This window comes from Caballeronia eucalypticola, from assembly GCF_047608185.1.
GTDB lineage: Bacteria > Pseudomonadota > Gammaproteobacteria > Burkholderiales > Burkholderiaceae > Caballeronia.
In genome coordinates, this window is sequence record NZ_JBLKRU010000004.1 from 227,963 (window position 1) to 245,816 (window position 17,854).

Sequence of the window (17,854 nt, forward strand, 5' to 3'; positions counted from 1 at the left end):
GTGATAAAAATTTTGATAGCAACACTGCTGGTGGCGGCGTGTGCGGTGTCTGCGGGTTGTGCAGGCGCCTCGGGCGGTTCGCCGTCAGCGGGCGGGTCGGGCAGCATCACCATGTACGGGGTGGTCGACGAAGGTATATCCGTGCGAAAGTGAGTGTTAGAGCCGTTAAAGCGCGCCGATGCGGGGCGGCGGCCGCTTTTTTGAGACTCGTTTTGAGCCTCGTATAATTCGGCAACTCCACTTACCAGGCAGGCCCGTCCAGCTTGCCTTACATCACCATGAATACTGCAGCGCCCGTTCCTCAATCCACCGATGCCCCGATCACCGACCGGTCCGAAACCACGTTTCGTTTTCTAGCCGAACCGACCTCCGTCAACTTTGGCGGCAAGGTTCACGGCGGTGCGCTGATGAAGTGGATGGACGAGACGGCCTACGCGTGCGCCGCAGTCTGGTCCGGACGATATTGCGTGACGGTCAGCGTGGGCAATATCCGTTTTCGCCGGCCGATCCTGGTCGGCAACCTGGTCGAATTGCGCGCGCGCGTGGTGGCGACGGGGCGCACGAGCATGCACCTGCATATCTCCGTGCACGCAGGCGATCCGAAGAGCGGCGTGCTGCAACAGACCACGGATTGCCTGATGGTGTTTGTCGCCGTCGATGAACAGGGCAAGCCGGTGCCAGTTCCTTCGTTCGTGCCGGTGACGGACGAGCAGAAGCGGCTCGCGAAATATGCGATGGATGTGAAGGACGCGCTGGATGCCATCGTGGAATTGAAGCCGGAAGAAGTGGCGGCCGGGAAAGTGTAGTTAGCTGAAGCCGCGAGCGCGGTCGGATCGAGGGAGCTGCCCGTCTTGCGAACGAGAAGAACAAGCACAAGACGCGCTTCGTTCCTGATAACAGTTTCATAAATCAAACGAACAAATCAGACGTTTCTCATTCATGAACCAATGCGTTGTCGGCATAGTGCGCGCATCGCGCAGAGGCCGAACAGTCGCCTGGGCCAATACGCACAAACTTGAATGGGGAACGAGATATGGACTGGACCGAGGGATATAACAATTCGGTTGCCTACACAACGGGCTACTACCACGAGCAGAGTCCGACCTACCTGAACAGCTGCCTTGCGATGCAGCGCGTGTCGCCGCCATCGATTGAAAAATTCAACTACTGCGAGCTGGGCTTCGGCCAGGGCCTGACCTCGCTGATTCTTGCCGCAACGCATCCGCAGGGCGACTTCTACGCCTGCGACTTTAACCGCTGCATGTGCTGGCCGCGGCATCGGTGCGCGACGAAGCGAAGCTACCGAACCTCACCTTGCTGGAAAACAGCTTCGGTGAATTGGCGCAAGGCGCGGTCGAGCTTCCCATGTTCGACTACATCACGATGCACGGCATCATCTCGTGGATATCGGATGAAACGCGCGCGCAGATCGTGCAGTTCCTGAAGCGTTATCTGAAACCGGGCGGCGTGGTCCAGGTGAGCTACAACGCCATGCCCGGTCTTGCGCAGGTGTTGCCGTTGCAACGGCTGCTCATGCGAGGCGCAGCCAAAGGCGGGGATGCCTGGTCCGGCGCGTTGGAACTTGCGACGAAACTGGCGGATCTCGACGCGCTGCATTTCAAGCGCAACCCGGATTCGCTCGCGCGGGTTCAAGGTTTTCCCGGCCTGGACCCAAGCTACCTCGTCCATGAATATCTGCACGAAAACGCGCGTCGGCTGACCGGCTGAATGCCGTGTTGCTGTCGCGGGCGGAACAGGGTGAGAAGTGGAACGCGCTGGCGTCACCGCGATTGGGGGGCGGCGCAGGCGTGGGAACCCTCGACCTGTTAATGATGGCGTCCCTGCATGAGAAGGCCGACCGGAAAAAGGCGCTGAGCAAGGATATGGATGAGCTGACGGCGCGCGTCACACGTTCGCTGGCGGCAGTAGGTATGCAACTGAGGGTGGGCGACGTCGAGGTCGCGCCCGGCGACATCACGCGCCGCATGGGTCATATATTCGAAGACTCGGGCAAGACGCTGATAGCGCATGCGACCGAACTGGGTTTCTGGGCCGCACAGAAAGCCGCCACTCGGTAACCGGTCGCAGCGGTTGATGCTGCACGAACACCATCAACCGCTGCGCCCGAATACGTCTGAGTTACTTCTTCCCCACCATGTCTTCCGGCTTCACCCACTCGTCGAATTCCGCTTCGGTCACGTAACCAAGCGACAGCGCGGACGCTTTCAGCGTCGTGCCTTCCTTGTGCGCCTTCTTCGCGATCTTCGCGGCCTTGTCGTAACCGATATGCGGATTCAGCGCCGTCACGAGCATCAGCGATTCGTTCAGCAAACTGTCGATACGTGACTCGTTTGCCTCGATCCCGACCGCGCAGTTATCGTTGAAACTTTGCGCACCGTCGGCCAGCAGACGTGCCGATTGAAGCACGTTGTGCGCGATCATCGGGCGGAACACGTTGAGCTCGAAATTGCCGCTCGCGCCACCAATATTCACCGCCACGTCGTTCCCGAACACCTGGCAGCACAACATGGTGACGGCTTCGGACTGGGTCGGATTGACCTTGCCCGGCATGATCGAGCTACCTGGCTCGTTTTCCGGAATGGATAGTTCTCCCAACCCGCACCGCGGTCCGCTCGAGAGCCAGCGGATGTCGTTGGCGATCTTCATCAAGCCTGCCGCGATGGTTTTCAGCGCGCCATGCGCGAACACGAGCGCGTCGGCGGCGGCCATGACTTCGAACTTGTTCGGCGCGGTTTCGAACGGCAAACCGGTGAGCTTGCCGATCACGCCGGCGACCTTCACCGCAAACTCGGGATGCGCATTCAAACCCGTGCCGACCGCCGTGCCGCCCAATGCCAGTTGATACAGATGCGGCAACGTCGATTCAACGTGCCGGATGCCCTGGTCCAGTTGCGCGACATAACCTGAAAACTCTTGCCCGAGCGTCAGCGGCGTAGCGTCCTGCAAATGCGTACGGCCAATTTTTACGATGGAGTCGAACGCCTTCGATTTTTTATCGAGCGTCTCGCGCAAGGTCTTGAGCGACGGCACCAGATGCTTGACGATCGCGACCGCGGCGGCAATGTGCATCGCGGTCGGGAATACGTCGTTCGACGATTGTCCGCGGTTCACGTCATCGTTCGGATGCACCTTGCGTTCTTCGCCGCGCACGCCGCCCATCAACTCGCTCGCCCGGTTCGCAATCACCTCGTTGAGGTTCATGTTGGTCTGCGTGCCCGAGCCCGTTTGCCATACCGCGAGCGGGAATTCATCGGGATGCTTGCCAGCCAGGATCTCGTCGGCAGCGGCGATGATCGCGCGGGCTTTATCGTCGGCGAGCACTTTCAGTTCAGCATTCACTTCCGCCGATGCCCGCTTCACGATCGCGAGCGCATCGATCAATTCCGGCGATTGTTTCTCGCTGGAAATCTTGAAATTCTGCAAGGAACGCTGCGTTTGCGCGCCCCAGAGTTTTGCGTTCGGCACGGCAATTTCGCCGAAAGTATCCTTCTCGAGTCTTACGTCGTCCGTCATGGCTTCATGCTCCTTCGGCTTGGCTATCAGGTTCGGGTTTGGATCGGGTTTGAATAGCAGAAATATCGATCATTCAAAGCTGCGAGTCGACGGGCAGCAGCATGAACAAACCCGTCAACACGTTGCGGTAAAGGCCCGCTTGCGGGTCGACGGTGTAAGTTCGCTCCTGGCCGTTATCCTCCGTCGTCCAGACGAGCGGTTCTTGCGAGCCGATGCTGTTCAGGCCCGCGAGCACCGCTGGCGAAGCGAGTTCCACACGATACGCCCTTGCCGGCGTTATGCCGGCATCGAACAAACCTGCGGCCTCACCGGCGATTTGCGGGTTATAGATCACCAGCGCGAGTTCCGTGTTAAGCGACGCCGAGCGCGGGTCCAGATTCATCGATCCAATCACAAGGATACTGCGATCGATCACATAGGCCTTGGCATGCAGGCTGGCGCGCGATTGCGAGCCGAACAGCCCGGCGCCCGGCTGCGCATTGCCCTCGACTGGCACCGGCTTGAACTCATATAACTGTACGCCGGCTTTCAACATCGGCTCTCGATACGGCGCGTAACCCGCCTGCACGGCGACGGCGTCCGTAGCCGCCAGCGAATTGGTGAGCACCGTCACCTTCACGCCGCGCCCCGTGATGGCGGCAAGCGCCTTCACGCCTTCGGCGTGCGGCACGAAATACGGCGAAATGATGAGGACTTCGCTACTTGCCTGATTTGCCAGCTCGGTCAGGCGCTGCATGGGCGGACTTTTATAGTCCTTGTCCGGATGCTCGATCTTCACCGGCGAATCGGCAACGAACTCCGTGCGCGTCCAGGTCAGCCCCAGGCCATCCTGCGTTATTTGCTGCGCAAGCGGCGTGGCGTTGAGCGGCTTCGCGTTCAGCGGATCGGCCTGTTCTTTCCAATGCTGGCGAAGGTCGTCGCGCGTTTTGTCGAGATCGGCGGGATCGAATTTTTGCTTGTTGAGCGTGCGTAGCGGATACGCGATCGAACTGTTCCAGTAGTCGTCGAAACTCGCCGATATCTTTTGCGTCACCGGACCGGCCACGAACACGTCTAGATCGCGGAACTGAATGGTCGGGCTCGCGCTGAAGTATTCATCGCCGAGATTGCGGCCGCCGACAATCGCGATCTGGTTGTCGGTGATCATCGCCTTGTTGTGCATCCGGCGCGTGAAATGATCGACGTTCGTGAACAGGTTACGCGTGCGTTCACCGAAACTCCGGCTCGCGCTGCCGTACGGATTGAATACGCGAATATCGATGTTGTCGTGCGAATTCAGCGCGGCCATGATCTGGTCGATGTCCTTGAAATTCAGGTCATCGACGAGCATGCGGACCTTGACTCCACGATCCGCCGCGTAAAGCGCAGCGCCGAGCAGCAGCTTGCCCGTGTTGTCTTCGTTCGCGATGTAGTACTGCATGTCGAGCGTCTTGGTCGCCGCGCGGGCGAGCGCGATGCGGGCCTGCAGCGCCTCGGTGCCCGTGGGGAGTAGGCGCACGCCGGATTGGTCCGGATGCGCGGCTTCTTTCGGCAGGAGCGCGGTGCGCAGGGGCGTGTTGGCGTCGGCTGCGAGCGCGTGAGTGATGGGGCGGTCGGCCGCGTTTGCGGACGGGCGTGTAGCGCAGGCGCTGAGCGCAAGCGCCGTGAGCGCGGTGAGTACGAGGGCGGCGAACGCGAGGCCGCGCGACAGCGGAGTTGTGTGACGATGCCGTGCTGGGGAGTTTGGCTCGGATGAAATTTGCTTGGCTTGTGCGCGCCCTGTGCGGCTGCCGGTGTGCCGGCCTTGTGCGGCTTGGGATAAAGCTGGGTGAGCTGACCGCGAAGGTGATCGATATAACTGCCTGCTGCTTTCCGACACGTCCATTCCTCTTGTTTGCCCGAGCGATTTGTCTGAACTGCTTGCGGTTGTTGCGCACGCAGTGGCCGCGTGCAGCGCTGGATCTCGCGGAAGGTCGGCAAGGATCATGCGCGGTTATTTTATGGGAAATCGGCTACGGACACGGCAGACGGGTCGATTTGCGAAAAAGTGGAGCGGGTGGCGGGGCGGGAATGCGTAGGGACGAGGCAGTTGTTGGCGTCTTTTCTTATCGTTTTGCTGGCGGACCGCAGCGGATGAATGAAGCGGGCTTTTCTATCGCGAGGAATTGTGTAATCAGCGGCTAATCAGCCGCGCGCAGACGAAAAAAAGCCCGCTTCGACGAAGCGGGCCTAATACCCCTGCTACTGGATGAGTCTCGAGGAGACGGCTTGATCGTATCTGCGCGCCGCTTCAATTCCAACCAACAATGTCTGCTTAACTTATGCAGCGGCAATCGCGGATCTTCAGTCACTGCCTCAAGCCGATTGCCGTGGCGTCTGCCCGGATTTGCCGGGTTCAACCTCGCCGCGCGAGACCAGACGCCGGCTCATGCGGTCGAAGCGAAGGGTCATCAGCACCGCGACGCTTGCGAGTCCCGCAGCCAGCCCCCACCACAACCCCTTCGTGCCGCCGTTGAAGTGAAACGCCAGCATGTAACCGGTCGGAAAACCGATGCCCCAATAACCGAGCGCCGCCGCGAGCATGGGCACGCGCGTGTCCTTCAACCCGCGCAGCACGCCCGACGCAACCGTCTGCATGCCATCGACGATCTGGAACACGGCGGCCACACCCAACAGCGAGGCCGCCAGCGCGACGGTCTGCGCGTTCTTAGGATCGTCGAGATGGAGATACAGCCCGACAATCGCGTGCGGCGCCAGCACCAGCACGCAACCCGACATCGCCATGAACGCGACGCCCAGTGCAATCGCCACGAAGCCGGCATGGCGTGCCGCCAGCGGCTGGCCCGCGCCGATCCAGTAGCCGACGCGCACGTTCGCCGCCTGACCGATAGCCAGCGGCACCATGAACGCCACAGACGCCACGTTCAGCGCGATCTGGTGCGCGGCAAGCGGCGCTTCGCCAAGCGTGCCGACGGTCATCCCGGTAGCCAGGAACAGCGTGGATTCGACGCCATAGGTGATTGCGACAGGCCAGCCGATGCCGAACAGTTCGCCCATCAGCGGCAGGCGTGGACGCGACGCGACCACGAAGTGCCGGTAACGCGCCCGCAAATGCAGGAACGCGATCAGCACCAGCGCCGTCGTCCAGACCGTGATGGTGGTGGCGACTGCCGAGCCGAGAAAACCGAGCCGGGGCAGGCCGTAGGCGCCGTGGATCAGGCCGTAGTTGAGGAACGCGTTTACGAACACGCCGCCAATCGATACCCACAGCAGCCGCTTCGCCGCCCCGATAGCCGGCAGGAACGCGCGCATCATGCCGATCCCGAGCAGGCTGCCCGGCGCACCCCAACGCAGGATCGCGCAGTATTCGCCGACGTTCCTGGCGAGCATGGCGGGTTCGTGGAACGCGAGCAGGATCGGCTCGGCAAAGCTCAGCAGCGTGAAGGCGGGGATTGCCAGCAGCAGCGACAGCACCAGCCCCGTCCAGTAGATATTCGGCACGAGGTGATCGTTGTTCGCGCCACGCGCATGCGAAACGGACACGCTCACCGACGTCAGCACGCCCTGCAGCAGCACCACGACCACGAAGAAGAGGTTCGCGCCCAGGCCGCCGGCCGCGAGAGAGTCGGGACCGAGCGAGCCGAGCAGGATGGTGTCGGTGACGCCCATCGCCATTTGCGACAGTTGCGAAATGGCGAGGGGCGCGGCGAGCCTGGCGGTATCGACGGCATGGCGGGAAAGGCTTGGCGGCGCGTTCGCGCGGATCATTCTGGATGGCATGACGGGTTATCTGGATGCTTTGATGCACGGCAAAACCATGCAAAAACGGCAACGGGCGATACAGGCCGTTTCCGGTCTTGCATCGCCCGCTCGTTCCGGCCGCGCTTCGGCCTGATTGGTTAATCGGGCTGAAGCTCCGCTTTGAATTTCGGCTTTGAAATCCGGCTTCGAATTCCAGCTGTGAATCCCGGTCTTGAACCTCGGTCTTGAAGCACGTGAGATTGAAAGTATGGCTTCAACCCAAGGTTCAACTGTCAACAAGCTGAAAGCGGCGAAAGGGAACGAAAGCCGACTAGCTTATTGCTTGATGGCGATTATGTCGATCACGACGCGGTATTTATCGTGATTCGGATCGCGCTCGCGGCGATCCTCGTGCTGATCCACACGCGGCTTATTTCGGCTTGAGAACCTTGATCGTGGTGTCGTCGATGACCACCGTCTGGCCCGCGCGGATCTTGCACGTCTTGCGCAACTCGATCTTGCCGTTGACCTTCACTTCGCCCTCGGCGACGCGTACTTTCGCCGAGCCGCCGCTATCGGCGAGGCCCATCAGCTTGAGCAGGTTGTGCAGTTCGACGTAGTCGCCTGTGAGCGTGAATTCGAGGCGCGGCATGGGGCAATCTTCGCAAGGTTGGGGCGGAAAGGGCGCCCATCATAAACCAGCCGGGCACGCCACGTGCGTCTACAGCTCAGACTGCCGGAAATCGGGCGTTCGGATGTTTGCCGACTGTCAGGAAGTGAAACCTTCGGTAACAATGACACGTTTTAGCGAACTCCACCGTCCGGCGCCGGGTCAGTCGCAGTGATCGATGCGCATTTTTAGCGTTTGTATTGGTCATCTGAAGTGTAGACGGGTATTGGCGGCGTATTGCGCCAGGCGCGGTGTTTGAGCATATAACGCCCATCGCCTGGATGCCGCAGCCGGTTGCAATGGAAGCAATCGATCACCCGGAATAAAAACTGCCAGCGAGGAAATGAATATGTTGCAAGCCAAAAAAATGCTGTTGGGTACCGCTTTTGTCGCCATGGGTGTGTCCGCATCCGCGTTCGCGCAGACCGCGCAGCCTGCCGATGCCGGCCAGATGGCCGCACCGTCCGCGCAAACCGCGCCGCCGCCGCAGAATATCGTCGCACCGGCGCCGACCGATCCGCTGGTCGTGAAACGCAATGCCAGCGCGCAGGCTAGCGCCGAGTACAAGGCGTCGAAGAAGGCATCGAAGCAGGACCTGAAGGCGACGAACAAGGAAGCGAAGGCGCAATACAAGGAGCAAGTGCGCAACGCCAAGATCAACAAGAAGGCCGATAACCAGACCGCCAACGACGATCTGAAGTCTGCCTTGCCGGATGGTCCGCAGAACACGAACCTGCAGCACTAAGTTTCCAGTTCGATGAATACAGCGCGGCCCCTTCAAGCGGGGCCGCTAGCAAGGAGGATTCATGACAACGACCACGAAGCGCTTGATCGCCGCATTGCTCGCGGGAGCGTTCGCGACGGCCGCCACGATGTCGGTCGCGCAGGCGCAGACGGAAAGCACAGCGGAACCCACGCACGCTGACAAGAAAGCAGCGAAGAAGCAAGCCGCCGCCGATAAAGACGCAAATCTGGCGCAGGCCAAGGCCGACAAGAAAAAGACGGAATCGCAATCGAAGGCGAATGAAGCCGCCGCCGATGCAAACCTGAAAAACGCGAAGAAAGCGGATTGATTCGACGCAAGGAATGGACGATGGCCCGGCGCGTGTGAACGCACCGGGCCATCTCTTTTTTATAGGGCCAAAAGCCTGCCGCATCAGTTGCTTGCGTCGAAGAGTTGTATGGATATACAGTGTGCGTCACCCGTTTTTAAAGTCCATGCGACGTGCTCACGCTTAACTCCGCCACCGACGACGATCTCGCGCCCAAGCAGGCGCAGGAAGATGTTGCGTCGTACCTGACCAAATTGAACGACGCGCAGCGTGAGGCGGTCGAGTACGGCACGCACACGTTGAACGCCCGCGATCCGGCCGGCGCGCTGCTGGTCATCGCCGGGGCGGGATCGGGCAAGACGAATACGCTGGCGCATCGCGTGGCGCATTTGCTGGTGAAGGGCGCGGACCCGCACAGAATCCTATTGCTGACGTTTTCGCGGCGCGCAGCCAGTGAGATGACGCGGCGCGTGACGCGCATCGCCGTGAATGCGTTGGGTAATCGCAGCGTGATCGCGCAGGGCCTCACATGGTCTGGAACCTTCCATAGCGTGGGCGCGCGGTTGTTGCGCGATTATGCGGATCTCGTGGGGTTATCGCCGTCGTTCACCATCAACGACCGCGAGGATTCCGCCGACCTGATGAACCTCGTGCGGCACGAACTGGGGTTATCGGCGAAAGAAAAGCGCTTCCCGGCCAAATCCACCTGCTTCGCCATCTATTCGCGCGTGGTCAATACCGGCGTATCGCTTGCCACCGTGCTCGATCAGGCCTTTCCGTGGTGCCGCGAATGGGAAGACGACCTGCGCCGCTTGTTCGCGGCGTACGTTCACGCGAAGCAGCAGCAAAGCGTGCTCGACTATGACGACTTGCTGCTCTACTGGTCGCATCTCGCCGCCGAGCCGTCCATTGCCGCGGATCTTTCCAGCCGTTTCGACCACGTGCTCGTCGATGAATACCAGGACACGAACAAGCTGCAGGCGTCCATCCTGCTATCGATGAAACCCGATGGCCGCGGCCTCACCGTAGTCGGCGACGACGCCCAGTCCATCTATTCGTTTCGCGGCGCGACGGTGCGCAATATCCTCGACTTCCCGAATCACTTCAATCCGCCCGCGAAATGCGTGACGCTCGAGCGCAATTACCGCTCGACGCAGCCCATTCTGGCGGCATCGAATGCGGTGATCGGACTCGCGGCCGAGCGATATACGAAGAACTTGTGGACCGACAAGGCATCGGCGCAACGGCCGCGTCTCGTCTCCGTAGCCGATGAAGCCGATCAGGCGCGTTATATCGTCGAACAGGTGCTGGAGGCGCGTGAAGGCGGCATGACGCTCAAGCAGCAAGCGGTGCTGTTTCGCGCCGCGCATCACAGCGCCGCGCTCGAAATCGAACTCACGCGGCGCAACATTCCGTTCGTGAAGTTCGGCGGGCTGAAGTTTCTCGATTCCGTTCACGTGAAGGACGTGCTCGCGGTCTTGCGCTGGGGTGAGAACCCGCGTGATCGCGTAGCCGGGTTTCGCGTGCTGCAATTGCTGCCGGGCGTGGGGCCGGCTATTGCCGGGCGTGTGCTCGATCAGGTCGCCGAGCGCTCCGACACGCCGGCTGCGTTAGCCGCATTCGCCGCGCCGTTGCGCGCGAGCGAAGACTGGCCGGCGCTTGTGGCGCTGATGTCGAAAATTTGCGCGCGCGAAAGCGGATGGCCTGCTGAGTTCGAAATGATCCGGCGCTGGTACGAACCGCATCTGGAACGCAATCACGAAGACGCGTCAATTCGCCATGGCGACGTGCTGCAGATGGAAAGCATCGCGTCTACGTATCCCACGCGCGAGCGTTTTCTCACCGAACTGACGCTTGATCCGCCCGATGCCACGAGCGATGAATCGGGTGTTCCGCTCATCGATGAGGATTATCTGATTCTCTCCACCATCCATTCGGCCAAGGGACAGGAGTGGAAGAACGTGTTCGTGATGAATGGCGTGGACGGTTGCATCCCGTCCGATATGGGCACGGGCAGCGACGAGGAAATTGATGAAGAAAGGCGGCTGTTGTACGTCGCCATGACGCGCGCAAAAGAGGATCTGCACATTGTCACGCCGCAGCGTTTCTACGTGCACAACCAGGTCCATATGGGTGACCGGCATGTGTGGGCGGCGCGTACGCGTTTCATCCCCGCGCATCTGATGCCGCAGTTCGAAGCGTGCGCGTGGCCCCCGGTCCCTGAGCCCGCCGCGCCGACGGCCGCCGGACTGGCCGCTGCGGCAAAGGCGAAAGTCGATATCGCCGCGCGGCTCAAGAAGATGTGGGAGTGAAGGGTTTCGTTTGAGCTCGCCAAGGGCTCAAGCTCCACTCAACGTTCCGCACGCGAAGGCTTCGGCGCTTTGCGCTCTGGCGTGAAGATCGTGCGCAACCAGTTGCCGAAGCGCGTGAACCCGTCATACGGCTCTTCAATAAAAATTTCCGGCTTGATCATGCGTATCTGCTCGAGCACTTGCTGTGCTTCCTGCTTTGCCACCGAGCCATGAAACATGCCGAGTCGCAGCAGGCAGCGCAGTTCACCGAGCTTTTCGCGCGCGGTCGATCCCGCGCTATGTTCTGTCGCAATCTTGGTTTCGTACACGCGTTGACGCAATGAATCGGCGAGACGCCATGCGGGCGTCTGCATTTTCATCTCCAGTTCCTGTATGTCCGATGCCGCCGACTTGATCTGCGACGCGAGCGTATCGATCTGCGCCGGGTCTCCGTTCGCCTCGGTCACGATCGCCGTCGCCCACGCGCGCGATGCCTTCACGAGATCGTCAGGTTTCCAGTCCGAGCGGACCGCAAAGCCGAAACCGTGTTCCCCGGCTTGACGCATCATCATTTCAACGACGTCGGGAAACTCCTTGTCGAGCGCCCGTTTCGCCCATGCGTACTGACCGTTTTGCAGCATTCGCTGCACTGCCTGTTCGGTCAGCGGCGTGGGGTTGTCGAGGAGTTTTGCGCGCAGGAAATCTTCGAACGTGGGCGTGACGAATTGCGGGTCGAACTTGAGCGACAGGCGAATCAGCGTCTCGAAGTCGCGGCGTAGCGCTGCGATCGTTTCGTCTTTAAATGTAAGGGTAATCTGACCCATGATGTTTCCCGGTTCCCGATCCCGTCGACCGGTTTCAGCCGGCGCGGAAAGACAGTCGGCGTCGCCATGAGGGCGACGGCCGTTCGTCTTTATATCGGCGTGGGGAGGGGAAACTTTAGGCCAGCTTTCAATTATTTCGTCGATGCTCGATCAACCGGCGCGGCGGTCTTATTTGACGGGAATGGTCGTGCCCGCTGGCATTGGCACGGCGGTCACGCTGTTCTTCGCGCTGCCGGTCGTAATCCGGTCGCTGTAGGTCAAGTAGACCAGCGTATTACGCTTGGCATCGGACTATACGCACTACATGCAGCGTCTTGAAGATAAACGACATCCGTTCCGAGAACACATCGGCTTTCTGCTTGAGCGGCGCATCGATCTTGATCGGCGCGACCTGACGGCAAGCTATGGAGGCCTCAGACGGGTCTTCGGCTATTCCCAGCGTTCCTTTAACGCCGCCCGTGCGGGCACGGGAGACGTAGCACGTGACGCCGGTGACCGCCGGGTCGTCGTACGCCTCGACCGTGACGCGATCCGAGCCGGTGAAGCGGAAATTCGTGTTGACGCTGGCTATTTCCTGGGCGTGCAGGGCAGGCGCAGCAAGCAACGCAACGAGCGACGAACATGACGCGAAAGACTTCAAGGAGAAGAGAGCGCGTTTCATCGGAATCCTTCGAGGAATGAGGAATTGAAAAAGGCGTCGTATTGTAACGACGCCTCGGTTCAATCCACGTGAAACCGCATGCCGCGCTTTCGCGTTACGTGTGAGCAATGCCGCGATCAGTGAAAAATCAGATACAGGATCACCAGCACGATCACCGGCACGCCAAGCAGCCAACCCAGTAGATAAGGCATTGTCTTCCTCCATTCGATTTCTGATTCGATGAATTCAGTATCGATGAGAGGCCGGCCCGCCGATACCCGCGCGTGTCCTATTCGACTGTAGGCGGGTTCCTATCGGCGGCACGTTTCTACTTCACACAAATGGCGTAGCGCGTGACCTGCCGATACCGCTCGTTGGGGCGCAACACGACGTCTTCCGCGTCGTCCATGTTGATCTGGTTTGGAAATCCACCCGCTTCGAGGCAGAGCGCGCCGTGCTTGTGATAGGTCACGCCGCGCTTGCCCGGCACGCCTTCGAGACTGTTGCTGGTGTAGAACACCAAGCCGCGTTCGGTGGTCGAGACGATCAGTTCGCGTCCGCTAGCCGGATGATAAACAGCCGCGACACGCCGCATTTCGGGCAGTTCGGTGACCGGCGCTTCGTTGCGCAACACAAAACAATGGTCGATACCGCCGCCCGCCAGCGTGAGTTGCTCGTTGTCGCGGGTATCGATACGCGGTCCGAGCAGCGCAGCCGTACGAAAGTCGAACGGGGTATCGGCGACGTCTTGCAGGTGGGTCGGAATCGTATGTTCATCGATGGCGAAAAACCGGTCGGCGGCAATCTCGATCTCGTGGTCGTGGATCGTAGTCGAGTCCACGCCCGACAGGTTGAAGTACGCGTGGTTCGTGAGATTGAGGGGCGTGGGGGCGTCCGTGAAGGCGTCGTAGGTGATCGTCAGTTCGCCCGCGTCGTTGAACGTGTAGGTCACCTGGACGGTGAGCGTGCCGGGAAAACCGTTATCGCCCGCGGGCGATTCCAGCGTGAACACCAACGCGTCTCCCCTGTGCTCCGCCTGCCATAGTTTGAAGCTGAAACCCTGGAAACCGCCATGCAGCGAGTTCGGCGGCTGATTCGCTTCGAGCGGGTACTCCACGCCATCGAGGGAAAAACGCGCGTTTGCAATGCGGTTCGCCCAGCGTCCGACGGTTGCGCCCATGTAGGCCGGACCCGTGGTGTACGCGGCGGGGGCGTCGTGGCCGAGCAGGATATCCGCCAGGTTGCCGTCGCGATCCGGCGCGAACCAGGAGACGAGAGCCGCGCCCAGATTCGTGACCGTTACCTTCGAGCCGTTGTCATGGCCCAGCGTGTGAAGATCGACAGGCGTACCATCCGCGAGGTTGCCCCAGTGGGTGCTGGAAAGGGTCATGGTGTGGTCTCCGGATTTTGATTTTTTGCCGGGTGGCGGGGCGCTTCGGGTTTAGCTTCCGGCTTGGATAAGCGGGGCAAGCGGTCACGATAAAGCCTACTGACGTAGTCAAGATGTTTGCCTGCGGCTTCCCGGGCGCGTAGCGGGTCGCGGGCGACGATGGCATCGAATATTGCCTGATGTTGCGCCAGCAAATCCGCTTCGACCTGATCGTCGTAGTCCACCAGCCGGTGCGATGTCAGCATCGATTCACGCACGAGTTCCTGCAGGCCGTGCATCACGTGGGCGAGGGCGAGGTTGTGGGTGGCATCGGCGATAGCGAGATGAAACGCGGCGTCGTGTTCGGCTATCCGCGTGCGTTTCGGTTCGATGGCGGCCGTCTTGAGCGCGTTGAACGCTTCGGTGATACGCGCCAGATCGGTTGCGGTGGCGCGTTCGGCTGCGTAACCCGTTGCCAGGGATTCGAGACCGTGGCGGAGTTCGAGGACATCGGCGCTGGCCGTCGGATGCTGGCTCAGCAACGCGGCGAGCGGCGCGGATACGAGTGGCGCGGTGACATCGGAGACCACGAAGCCGGTGCGCGCGGCTGCCTGGATGAATCCATCCGATTCCAGCCGGATCAACGCCTCACGCAGCGATGGGCGCGACACGTTGAGCTGCTCCGCGAGATCGCGTTCGGCAGGCAGACGTTGTCCGGGGAGTAACGCGCCGCTGGTGATCAGCGCGCGGATCTGGTCGGAGACGACATCGGTAATGCGCGTGCGGGTGTAGGAATGGACGGGCTGAAAAGGCATGGAAAGTTCGTTCGCGCTCGAGGTTTGGCAGTTTGACATGAAACGCTGCAAACTTTAAAGTCTTGGTCAGACCAAGCTTACCAAATTTTGGCAAATCGTTTGTCTTTCTGGCTCCCCACTGCCCATCCAATGAAAGTCGCCCTGTTCGTTCCCTGTTTTATCGATGCGTTCTATCCCGAAGTCGGCATCGCGACCCTCGAATTGCTCGAACGTCTGGGCGTGGAAGTCGATTACCCGGAGGAACAGACCTGCTGCGGCCAGCCGATGGCGAACAGCGGCGCGCAAAAGGAAGCGGCCGGCGCCGAGCGGGTGTTCGCCCGCAACTTCGCGGATTACGACTACGTGGTCGGTCCATCGGCGAGTTGTATTCATCACGTGCGCGAGCATTTGACGGCGATCGAGCAGACGGCAGCGGTGAAAAAGGTCCGCACGAACGCCTACGAACTGGTCGAATTTCTCCACGATGTCCTCAAGGTGCGCGAATTTCCGTGGGCCGAATTCCCACATCGCGTGGGCTTGCACAATAGCTGCAGCGCCATCCGGCACTTAAAGGAAGTGTCTGCATCGGAGATCAATGGAGCGCCATTCTCCAAACCGCGCGCGCTGCTGGAAGGCGTCAAAGGCATCGAATTCGTCGCGCCTGCGCGCCCCGATGAATGCTGCGGCTTTGGCGGCACGTTTTCCGTGACCGAGGAAGCGGTATCGGTGAGGATGGGGCAGGACAAGGTCCGCGATCACCTCGGCGCGGGCGCGCAATATATTGTCTCCGGCGATATGTCCTGCCTCATGCATCAGCAAGGCTGCGCAGAACGCCTGAAACTCGATGCGCGGTTTATCCACATCGCCCAAGTCCTGAATGGAGCACGCTCATGAGCGAGGTCGTGAAGGGAAAAAGCAAGCGGCTCGATCACGCGAAGGCGGCGGGTGCGTTTATCGCGAAGGAAGATCACGTCGCTTTCCACGATAAACGTCTCTGGGACCTGCGCAGCAAACGCGATGCGCAAGCGCACGGCATGCCCGAATGGGAGACGTTGCGCGAGCTGGCGTCGGGGATCAAGGAGCACACGCTTTCAAATCTTGCCGATTACCTCGACCAGTTCATTACGCAAGCCGAGTCGCACGGCGTGATCGTGCATTACGCTGCGACCGCGGAAGAGCACAACGAGATCGTCTACAAGCTGATGTCCGAGCGCGGTCTCACCACGCTTGTCAAAAGCAAATCCATGCTGACCGATGAATGCAAGATGCGCGAGTACATCGAACCGCGCGGCATTACGGTGATGGAAACGGATCTCGGCGAGCGCATCCAGCAACTGGATAACCAGGATCCGAGCCACATGGTCGTGCCCGCCGTGCATAAGCTGCGCGCGGATGTGGCAGAACTGTTCGGCCGGACGATCGGCACCGATCCAAAAAATAGCGACATCCACTATCTCGCTGAAAGCCAGCGCATGAACACGCGGCCTTATTTCGTACGCGAGAAAACCGCCGGCATGACCGGCTGCAACTTCGCGGTCGCGGAAACGGGAACGGTTGTTGTCTGCACGAACGAGGGCAACGCGGATTTGTCGGCGAATGTGCCGCCGCTGCACATTGCATCGATTGGTATCGAAAAGCTGATTCCCCGGATTTCCGATCTCGGCGTGTTCATTCGCATGCTGTCGCGCAGTGCGCTCGGCTCTCCGATCACGCAATACACTTCGCATTTCCGCGCGCCCCGGCCGGGCTCGGAGATGCATTACATTCTCGTCGATCACGGCCGTTCCGAGCGCCTCGCGATGGAGGATTTCTGGTACTCGCTCAAATGCATCCGCTGCGGCGCGTGCATGAATACGTGCCCGGTGTATCGGCGCAGCGGCGGCTTGTCGTACGGCTTTACGTACTCCGGGCCGATCGGCGCGATCATCAATCCTACTTACGATATGAAGCGTTTCAGCAGCCTGCCGTTTGCATCGACGCTCAACGGCAGTTGCACCAACGTCTGTCCGACGAAGGTCAATATTCACGAGCAGATCTACAAGTGGCGCGAGGTGATTGCAGCGAACCATGAAGTGCCGTTCGTGAAGCAGGAAGTGCTGAAGATGGCGGGGCGCCTGCTTGCCAGTCCGACGTTGTATCGAGGCACGGTTGCGTCGCTCGGCGGCGCGCTCAAGCGGCTGCCGAACTTCGTGCTTTATAACCCGTTGAACATCTGGGGCCGTCAGCGCGACTTGCCTGAAACGCCGGCTGAAACCTTCCACGAGTGGTACAAGAAAAATCGCAAGGCGGCGCCGAAATGACAACAACGCGTGAGGCTTTTTTAACGAAAATCCGTACGGCGCAACCGGCCGCGCGGCCGCGTCCCGACGTTCCACTCTTCGATACCCCGCCCGGTGAGCGCCTCGAACGCTTTCGTACCGCGCTTGCTGCAATGGGCGGGACGGTGGTCGAAGGCGAGTCGCTCGATACGGTGCGTGCGCTGCTCGTCGAGCGTTTTGGCGCGGGCGCGATAGTCGCGTCGGCGGTTCCGGGTATCGAAGGAAACCGCGCGCTCACCGCCGATATGTCCCCTGCGTTGCTTCAGGACGTTGACGCGGGCGTCGTGCGGGCGCGCTTCGGCGTGGCGGAAACGGGCTCGGTCTGGTTCAGCGAGGACGAATACATCGTCAATTCGATTGGTTATCTGGTGCAGCACCTGGTCGTGCTGCTCGATCCTGCGCAGATTGTGGATGGGCTGCAGGATGTGTATCGACGCGATGACTTCAAGGCCGCGCGTTATGCCGTGCTGGTGACGGGGCCATCGGCGACGGCGGATATCGAAGGCGTGTTGATTCGCGGCGCGCAGGGCGTGCGGTCGTTGACGGTGGTGTTGCTCGCGGCTTAGGTTTTAAGCGTTTATACGCGACGCAAAATGCAAAAAAGCCGTTCCAACGCAAGTTGGAACGGCCTTTTAACTGCCG

At 60.5% G+C, this 17,854-nt stretch carries 17 protein-coding genes and 1 pseudogene; 10 read left to right on the forward strand and 8 right to left on the reverse strand.

The features are described from left to right. The 4 genes from ACMX25_RS07460 (at window position 1) to ACMX25_RS07475 (ending at window position 2,078) form a co-directional block, all read left to right on the forward strand. Window positions 1-153: a hypothetical protein gene (locus ACMX25_RS07460; protein ID WP_414948944.1), complete on the forward strand. Its 153-nt coding sequence runs from the start codon at window positions 1-3 to the stop codon at window positions 151-153. A gap of 125 nt (window positions 154-278) precedes the next feature. Beyond that, window positions 279-806, forward strand: a complete 528-nt coding sequence (locus tag ACMX25_RS07465; protein WP_414949071.1) for an acyl-CoA thioesterase — start codon at window positions 279-281, stop codon at window positions 804-806. A 475-nt stretch (window positions 807-1,281) separates the two neighbouring features. Further along, entirely contained in the window at window positions 1,282-1,728 is a 447-nt protein-coding gene (locus ACMX25_RS07470) for a class I SAM-dependent methyltransferase (protein WP_414948946.1), read from the forward strand. Window positions 1,729-1,733: 5 nt separating this feature from the next. Beyond that, window positions 1,734-2,078, forward strand: a complete 345-nt coding sequence (locus tag ACMX25_RS07475; RefSeq protein ID WP_414948948.1) for a hypothetical protein — start codon at window positions 1,734-1,736, stop codon at window positions 2,076-2,078. A 61-nt stretch (window positions 2,079-2,139) separates the two neighbouring features. Here ACMX25_RS07475 and fumC read toward each other — a convergent pair whose 3' ends face one another. From fumC to ACMX25_RS07495, 4 genes are all read right to left on the reverse strand, one after another. Next, window positions 2,140-3,534, reverse strand: coding sequence for a class II fumarate hydratase (gene fumC, locus ACMX25_RS07480; protein WP_414948949.1), 1,395 nt, complete (start codon window positions 3,532-3,534; stop codon window positions 2,140-2,142). Between the two features lie 73 nt (window positions 3,535-3,607). Further along, on the reverse strand, window positions 3,608-5,224 hold the full coding sequence (locus tag ACMX25_RS07485; RefSeq protein WP_414949072.1) for a phospholipase D family protein: 1,617 nt from the start codon (window positions 5,222-5,224) through the stop codon (window positions 3,608-3,610). A gap of 644 nt (window positions 5,225-5,868) precedes the next feature. Next, on the reverse strand, window positions 5,869-7,293 hold the full coding sequence (locus ACMX25_RS07490; protein ID WP_414948951.1) for an MATE family efflux transporter: 1,425 nt from the start codon (window positions 7,291-7,293) through the stop codon (window positions 5,869-5,871). Between the two features lie 391 nt (window positions 7,294-7,684). Further along, window positions 7,685-7,906, reverse strand: a complete 222-nt coding sequence (locus ACMX25_RS07495; RefSeq protein ID WP_414948953.1) for an RNA-binding S4 domain-containing protein — start codon at window positions 7,904-7,906, stop codon at window positions 7,685-7,687. A gap of 367 nt (window positions 7,907-8,273) precedes the next feature. Here ACMX25_RS07495 and ACMX25_RS07500 point away from each other — a divergent pair, with 367 nt between their 5' ends. The 3 genes from ACMX25_RS07500 (at window position 8,274) to ACMX25_RS07510 (ending at window position 11,288) form a co-directional block, all read left to right on the forward strand. Continuing rightward, window positions 8,274-8,669 (forward strand): hypothetical protein, encoded by a 396-nt coding sequence (locus ACMX25_RS07500; RefSeq protein WP_414948954.1) that lies wholly within the window; start codon window positions 8,274-8,276, stop codon window positions 8,667-8,669. 61 nt (window positions 8,670-8,730) lie between these two features. Continuing rightward, on the forward strand, window positions 8,731-8,997 hold the full coding sequence (locus ACMX25_RS07505; RefSeq protein WP_414948956.1) for a hypothetical protein: 267 nt from the start codon (window positions 8,731-8,733) through the stop codon (window positions 8,995-8,997). Between the two features lie 152 nt (window positions 8,998-9,149). Next, window positions 9,150-11,288, forward strand: coding sequence for an ATP-dependent helicase (locus tag ACMX25_RS07510; protein WP_414948958.1), 2,139 nt, complete (start codon window positions 9,150-9,152; stop codon window positions 11,286-11,288). Window positions 11,289-11,326: 38 nt separating this feature from the next. Here the strand turns inward: ACMX25_RS07510 and ACMX25_RS07515 are convergent, their stop codons facing one another. From ACMX25_RS07515 to ACMX25_RS07530, 4 genes and pseudogenes are all read right to left on the reverse strand, one after another. After that, window positions 11,327-12,091 (reverse strand): DUF4088 family protein, encoded by a 765-nt coding sequence (locus tag ACMX25_RS07515; protein ID WP_414948960.1) that lies wholly within the window; start codon window positions 12,089-12,091, stop codon window positions 11,327-11,329. Between the two features lie 168 nt (window positions 12,092-12,259). After that, a pseudogene (locus ACMX25_RS07520) lies at window positions 12,260-12,752 on the reverse strand (CreA family protein). Between the two features lie 307 nt (window positions 12,753-13,059). Beyond that, a complete protein-coding gene (locus tag ACMX25_RS07525) occupies window positions 13,060-14,121 on the reverse strand; it encodes an aldose epimerase family protein (RefSeq protein WP_414948961.1) in 1,062 nt (353 codons plus the stop codon). Further along, window positions 14,118-14,915 carry a FadR/GntR family transcriptional regulator gene (locus ACMX25_RS07530; RefSeq protein ID WP_414948963.1) on the reverse strand — a complete coding sequence of 266 codons (798 nt, stop codon included), beginning with the start codon at window positions 14,913-14,915 and terminating at the stop codon, window positions 14,118-14,120. Before ACMX25_RS07530 ends, ACMX25_RS07525 begins: the two co-directional genes overlap by 4 nt. 129 nt (window positions 14,916-15,044) lie before the next feature. Here ACMX25_RS07530 and ACMX25_RS07535 point away from each other — a divergent pair, with 129 nt between their 5' ends. Genes ACMX25_RS07535 through ACMX25_RS07545 form a run of 3 tightly spaced genes read left to right on the forward strand, consistent with a single transcriptional unit; the run spans window position 15,045 to window position 17,778 of the window. Further along, a complete protein-coding gene (locus ACMX25_RS07535) occupies window positions 15,045-15,788 on the forward strand; it encodes a (Fe-S)-binding protein (protein ID WP_414948964.1) in 744 nt (247 codons plus the stop codon). Next, complete coding sequence (locus ACMX25_RS07540; protein WP_414948965.1) at window positions 15,785-17,194, forward strand: lactate utilization protein B; 1,410 nt, start codon at window positions 15,785-15,787, stop codon at window positions 17,192-17,194. Before ACMX25_RS07535 ends, ACMX25_RS07540 begins: the two co-directional genes overlap by 4 nt. Beyond that, a complete protein-coding gene (locus ACMX25_RS07545; RefSeq protein ID WP_414948966.1) occupies window positions 17,191-17,778 on the forward strand; it encodes a LutC/YkgG family protein in 588 nt (195 codons plus the stop codon). The genes ACMX25_RS07540 and ACMX25_RS07545 overlap by 4 nt, the downstream gene beginning before the upstream one ends. The last annotated feature ends 76 nt before the right edge of the window (window positions 17,779-17,854 follow it).